The 6,000-nt window shown below is 72.2% G+C and carries 5 protein-coding genes; 3 read left to right on the top strand and 2 right to left on the bottom strand.

The features are described from left to right. Positions 1 to 40: 40 nt before the first annotated feature. Positions 41 to 1,450 (bottom strand): NAD(P)/FAD-dependent oxidoreductase, encoded by a 1,410-nt coding sequence (locus NHG27_RS16780; protein WP_497017053.1) that lies wholly within the window; start codon positions 1,448 to 1,450, stop codon positions 41 to 43. A 51-nt stretch (positions 1,451 to 1,501) separates the two neighbouring features. Here NHG27_RS16780 and NHG27_RS16775 point away from each other — a divergent pair, with 51 nt between their 5' ends. Further along, positions 1,502 to 1,993 carry a DUF3017 domain-containing protein gene (locus tag NHG27_RS16775; protein ID WP_497017052.1) on the top strand — a complete coding sequence of 164 codons (492 nt, stop codon included), beginning with the start codon at positions 1,502 to 1,504 and terminating at the stop codon, positions 1,991 to 1,993. 109 nt (positions 1,994 to 2,102) lie between these two features. Here NHG27_RS16775 and NHG27_RS16770 read toward each other — a convergent pair whose 3' ends face one another. After that, positions 2,103 to 3,182 (bottom strand): aquaporin, encoded by a 1,080-nt coding sequence (locus NHG27_RS16770; protein WP_497017051.1) that lies wholly within the window; start codon positions 3,180 to 3,182, stop codon positions 2,103 to 2,105. A gap of 367 nt (positions 3,183 to 3,549) precedes the next feature. On the opposite strand from NHG27_RS16770, the gene NHG27_RS16765 reads away from it, so the two are divergent. After that, positions 3,550 to 4,770, top strand: coding sequence for an NADP-dependent isocitrate dehydrogenase (locus NHG27_RS16765; RefSeq protein WP_193718755.1), 1,221 nt, complete (start codon positions 3,550 to 3,552; stop codon positions 4,768 to 4,770). Positions 4,771 to 4,968: 198 nt separating this feature from the next. Next, complete coding sequence (locus NHG27_RS16760; protein WP_193718756.1) at positions 4,969 to 5,955, top strand: malate dehydrogenase; 987 nt, start codon at positions 4,969 to 4,971, stop codon at positions 5,953 to 5,955. The last annotated feature ends 45 nt before the right edge of the window (positions 5,956 to 6,000 follow it).

The raw sequence follows: 6,000 nt of genomic DNA, 5'->3' as shown, positions 1-6,000 counted from the left end.
CCCCCCCCCCCCCCCCCCCCGCTCGGGACCCAGAGGCGGGTCAGACCACGGCGTCGCGCAGCCTGCGCGACGGGTCGGTCGCTGCCTCGACGTCGACGTGCAGCGCCACGTCGCGGTTCATGAGCTTGCGCACCGGACCCACCTCGCGCGGGGCGTCGACCACGAGGATCGCGCGGACGGTCGCGAGGCGGTGCCCCTCGGCGTTGGTGCGGTGCGCACCTGCGACGGTCTCGAGGTACAGCGCGACCCAGCCCTCGTGGCCCGACGCCCCGCCGCTCGGGTCCCCGCGGTAGACCACCTCGTGGAACGGCGAGGGCGTGCCGAACAGCGCGATGTCGTGCCCGAGCTGCTGGGAGAAGACGTACGGGGCGTGCTGGGGGACGGGCGCGAGCCCGAGCAGCTCGCGCACGTGCTGCGGCTCGGCGGGCATCTCGTCGACGCCGAGCAGGGCGCGGACCGTCACGTCCGGGTCGTGCAGCGCGGCGGACCAGTGCCCGCCGGGCACGGGGCCGAACACCGCGCTGTCGCGCGTCGCGCAGTCGCCCACGGCGTAGAGGCGGCGCAGCGACTTGAGGGGCAGGTGCCCCGAGGTGCCCGACGGCGCCGCGACCGTCGGGGGCGCCACCCGCCCCGCGCTGTTCACGCGGATCGAGCCGCGCGGGTCGAGGGGGAGCGTGCCCTTGAGCCACGCGGTCGCGGGTCGAGCGCCGACCGCGGCCAGGACCAGGTCCCCCTCGACCGAGCGGCCGTCCGCGAGCCGCACGCTCGTGGGACCCACCTCGGTGACCTGCGCGCCCGTGAGGAGCCGTGCCCCGGCCTCGGCGTACCAGCGCACCAGGTGACCCCCGACCTCCGCGCCGAGCTGCCGCTCGAGCGGGGTCTGCGCGGCCTCGAGCACGGTGACCTCGCACCCGGCCTTCGACGCCACGCCCGCGAGCTCGGCGCCGATCCAGCCCGCACCGATCGAGACCAGTCGCGTGCCGGGGACGAGTCGTTCACGCAGGCGGGCGGCGTCGTCGGCGGTGTGCAGGGTGAGCGCGGCCTCCCACCCGGCGGGACGGACCGGTTCCGCACCGAGCGCGAGCACCGCGACGTCCGCGGTGACGCGTCGACCCGAGCGGGTCGTGATCGTGACGGCGTCCGTGCCGGGGTCGAGGTCCACCGCCGGGTCGTCGAGCAGCGCCTCGTCCGCGAGGGCGACGACGTCGACCCCCATCTCCTCGACCAGCCAGGCGGGTCCCTGCCGCGTGAAGAGCTCCTTGGACAGCGGAGGGCGGTCGTAGGGCCCGACGCCCTCGGCGCCGAGGATCGTCACCCGGCCCGAGAACCCGTGGGAGCGCAGCGCGGCGACGGTCTGGGCGCCGGCGAGGCCCGCGCCCACGACGACGACCGACCCGGTCGCGGGGCGCCGGGAGTGCGGCAGGACGGCGGGGGTGGCTGATGAGGGCACGTTCCCTACGGTAGTCGGCGGTAGGCTCGGACCTGTGAACTGGTGGGAAGCGTGAGCGACGTCACCGCGCCCGGGCGCGGTCCGCACAACGGCACCCCGACGCAGCATCGACCGGCCGCCGCGCCTGCGTGGCACCGTCTGGACGGCACGTCGGGGACGATCGACCCTGCCGCGGCCCCGGTCGAGCCCGTGGCGACGGTCGCCCCGCCGGCGGGGGTCCCGCAGGTCGCGGGGGGCGACGGCGGTCGGGAGGCTCTCGACCAGCCGACCACGGTCGTCCTGCCCGCTCCGCAGAGCAACCTGGCCATGTGGCTCGTGTTCGCCGGGGTGCTGCTCGCCGTGGCGGTGACCCTGCTCGTCAGCGCGCGGGTCGGTGTGCTGGTGCTCGTCGGGATCCTGGTCGTCGGGGCGGGGGTTCGTGCGCTGCTGCCGGGGCCCGGACCCGTGGGGCTCACGATCCGCACCCGGTGGACCGACGTGATCATGTACCTCGCGCTCGCGGGTGCCATGGGCACCCTCGCGATCATCGCGCCCAACATCTGACGGCTCGCCCCCCGGCGAGCGGCGCCCCCCGAGACGCAGGGTGTCCCGAGACGCACCGAGGCCCGGCCCGCAGGAGCGGACCGGGCCTCGTCGTGCGTGTGCCGACCTGTCAGGCCTTGGGAGCAGGCCCGTCCGGGGTCGTTCCGTCGGTGGTCGTGCTCTCGCGGGTGTCGACCTCGGACACCTCGGTGACCTCGACGGTCTCCGTCTCCTCGACGGTCGAGCCGCCGGGGACGTCCGTCGCGGGCGACGTGGCCTGCTCGGCCACGCTCGCGGCGGTCGCGGAGCCCGCAGGTGCCTCGGTGGCGGAACCGGCGACGACGGCCGTCTCGTCGATCACGAAGACCTCGTCCTCGGCCAGGAGGTCGTCCTGGACGGGCGCGAACGCGAACGCGCGGTAGAAGAGACCCGCGATCGCCGCACCGGCGAGGGGGGCGACGACGAACAGCCAGAGCTGGCCCCAGGTCCAGCCGCCCGCGAAGACGGCCGCGGCGAACGAGCGCGCCGGGTTGAGGCCGGCGTTGGTGAAGGGCGTGACGACCAGGATGAGCACGGCGTAGGTCAGGCCGATCGCGACCGGCGCGACCCGCGAGCTCGTGCGCTTGTCGGTGACGCCGAGGACCACGCCGACCAGGATGGCCGCTGCGACGATCTCGATGATGAGCGCGGACCACAGGCTGAACGCGAAGGCGCCGTTCGTGGCGACCGCGAGGGGCGAGTGCGTGTCGAAGCCGTTGGCCGTCGAGGACAAGAAGGCCTGCTGCGTCGCGTCCGCGATCAGGCCGCTCTGCTGGAGCACCGCCAGTGCGGAGGACGGGATCGTCGCGAAGAGCACGGCCGAGGCGACGACGCCGCCGACGAGCTGCGCCAGCCAGTAGGGCAGCACGTCGCCCCACGCGGTCCGACCGCCGATGGCCGCGCCGAGCGTCACGGCCGGGTTGAAGTGGCCCCCGGAGACGTGACCGACGGCCGCGATGCCGCCGAGCAGGGCGATGCCACCGGCGAGCGCCACGCCGAGCGTGCCGGCGCCGAGGCCGCCGACGCTGTAGAGCGTGACGCCGAGGATGGCGAGCACGAGGAAGAACGAGCCGAAGGCTTCGGCGCCGAGCCGGGCGAGCAGGCTGGGCCCGACGACGACGGTCGTCTCCTCGTCGACGACTACGTCTGGTGCTGAAGTGTCCTGGGACATGATGTTCCTGTCTCGTGTCTGGTGGGGTCCGGGAACCGGACGTTCGGTACGAACATGCGAGCTCGGTGCAGAACCGGCATCTCGGTGGCATCCTGCCACCGATGTCTGGGAGTTCGCTGATCGGTTCGCCACCAGTCTTGCGCTCCTGGATGGACCGCGCCAGAGGGCGCGCGTCCGTGCTCGGGGCGAGCGGCGCCGTCGGGCCTGCGGTGTGCGCGGTGCGACCGGACGGAAAGTATCTTGATGTCGAGAAGTCGAGTACCCTGGGCGGCGGTCAGCATCATCGGTTCGCGCGCGCAGTCCCGGCACCCGCCGGCAGCCGGCGGGCGGCCGCAGGTTCCCCTCGCAGAGTTGGAGTTACCCCCGCATGGGCAAGATCAAGGTCGTCAACCCGGTCGTCGAGCTCGACGGTGACGAGATGACGCGCATCATCTGGCAGTTCATCAAGGACCGCCTCATCCACCCCTACCTCGACATCGACCTCAAGTACTACGACCTGTCGATCGAGAACCGCGACGCCACCGACGACCAGGTGACGATCGACGCCGCGAACGCGATCAAGCAGTACAACGTGGGCGTCAAGTGCGCGACCATCACCCCCGACGAGGCACGCGTCGAGGAGTTCGGCCTGAAGAAGATGTGGGTCTCCCCGAACGGGACCATCCGCAACATCCTCGGTGGCGTCGTCTTCCGCGAGCCCATCATCATCTCGAACATCCCGCGCCTGGTCCCGGGCTGGAACAAGCCGATCATCATCGGCCGTCACGCGCACGGCGACCAGTACAAGGCGACCAACTTCAAGGTCCCCGGCGCCGGCACCCTGACGCTCACCTACACGCCTGCCGACGGCTCCGAGGAGATCAAGCAGACCGTCGTCACCTACGGCGACGACGGTGGCGTGGCCATGGGCATGTACAACTTCAACGAGTCCATCAAGGACTTCGCGCGCGCCTCGTTCGCGTACGGCCTGCAGCGGAACTACCCGGTGTACCTGTCGACCAAGAACACGATCCTCAAGGCCTACGACGGCCAGTTCAAGGACCTGTTCCAGGAGGTCTTCGACGCGGAGTTCGCCGCGGAGTTCGCCGCGAAGGGCCTCACCTACGAGCACCGCCTCATCGACGACATGGTCGCCTCGGCCATGAAGTGGGAGGGCGGCTACGTCTGGGCCTGCAAGAACTACGACGGCGACGTCCAGTCCGACACCGTCGCGCAGGGCTTCGGCTCGCTCGGCCTCATGACGTCGGTCCTCATGACCCCGGACGGCAAGACCGTCGAGGCCGAGGCCGCGCACGGCACCGTGACGCGTCACTACCGCCAGCACCAGCAGGGCAAGCCGACGTCGACCAACCCGATCGCCTCGATCTTCGCCTGGACCCGTGGCCTCATGCACCGTGGCAAGATCGACGGCACCCCCGAGGTCACGGCGTTCGCCGAGACGCTCGAGGACGTCGTCATCAAGACGGTCGAGTCCGGCAAGATGACCAAGGACCTCGCGCTCCTGGTCGGCCCGGACCAGGAGTGGCTCACGACCGAGGACTTCCTCGCGGCCCTCGACGAGAACCTGGCCGCCCGCCTGGCCGCCTGACCCTCGTCCCCGCACGCCCGACGGCGCCGCTCGCCTCCTGGAGGTGGGCGGCGCCGTCGGCGTCGGTGGGCCTGCCGACGGCACGGGGACCGGCGTCGGAACACCCTGCGAACGGCCTGCTCAGGTGTGACGGACGCCGCGGGAACGGGCACGCCGCCACACCTTCGGAGTGTGACGCCGTTGTGACAGAGTGTGGGCATGACAACTCCCGTGAACGTGACCGTGACCGGAGCCGCCGGTCAGATCGGTTACGCCCTGCTGTTCCGCATCGCCGCAGGTCAGCTCCTCGGACCCGACGTCCCCGTCCGTCTGCGCCTCCTCGAGATCCCCCAGGGGGTGAAGGCCGCAGAAGGCACCGCGATGGAGCTCGACGACTGCGCCTTCCCGCTGCTGGCGGGGATCGACATCTTCGACGACCCGCGAGCCGGTTTCGAGGGGGCCAACGTCGGCCTGCTCGTGGGCGCCCGCCCGCGCGGCCCCGGCATGGAGCGCGGTGACCTGCTCGAGGCCAACGGCGGCATCTTCAAGCCGCAGGGCGAGGCGATCAACGCCGGCGCGGCGGACGACGTCCGCGTCCTGGTCGTCGGCAACCCCGCGAACACCAACGCCCTCATCGCGGCGTCGAACGCACCCGACGTGCCCAAGGACCGCTTCACGGCCATGACGCGCCTCGACCACAACCGGGCGCTCACGCAGGTCGCCAAGCGTGCGGGCGTGCCGGTGTCCGAGGTGCGCAAGGTCAGCATCTGGGGCAACCACTCGGCCACGCAGTACCCGGACATCTTCCACGCCGACGTCGCCGGTCGCCCCGGCGCCGAGCTCGCCGCGGACTCCGCCTGGCTCACGGGCGAGTTCATCCCGACCGTCGCCAAGCGCGGTGCCGCGATCATCGAGGCGCGCGGCGCCTCCTCGGCCGCATCGGCCGCGAACGCCGCGATCGACCACGTGTTCGACTGGGTCAACGGCACGCCCGAGGGCGACTGGACGAGCGCGGGCATCGTGTCCGACGGCTCGTACGGCGTCCCCGAGGGGCTCATGGCCTCGTTCCCCGTGGTCTCGCGCGGCGGCCGGTGGGAGATCGTCCAGGGCCTCGAGATCTCGGACTTCTCGCGCGAGCGCATCGACGCCTCGGTCGCCGAGCTGATCGAGGAGCGCGACGCGGTGCGGAGCCTCGGCCTGATCTGACCCGCTCCCAGGTGCCGAACCCGAGGTCGGTCGGGCAGCCCGTCG

This window comes from Oerskovia sp. 140933, from assembly GCF_059651515.1.
This window is presented reverse-complemented; position numbering and strand designations above follow the sequence as displayed.

What these genes read in the sequence shown, in the direction of transcription:
- NHG27_RS16770 (WP_497017051.1), bottom strand. Translation starts at nt 3,182, where the DNA reads ATGTCCCAGGACACTTCAGCACCAGACGTAGTCGTCGACGAGGAGACG.
- NHG27_RS16765 (WP_193718755.1), top strand. Translation starts at nt 3,550, where the DNA reads ATGGGCAAGATCAAGGTCGTCAACCCGGTCGTCGAGCTCGACGGTGAC.
- NHG27_RS16760 (WP_193718756.1), top strand. Translation starts at nt 4,969, where the DNA reads ATGACAACTCCCGTGAACGTGACCGTGACCGGAGCCGCCGGTCAGATC.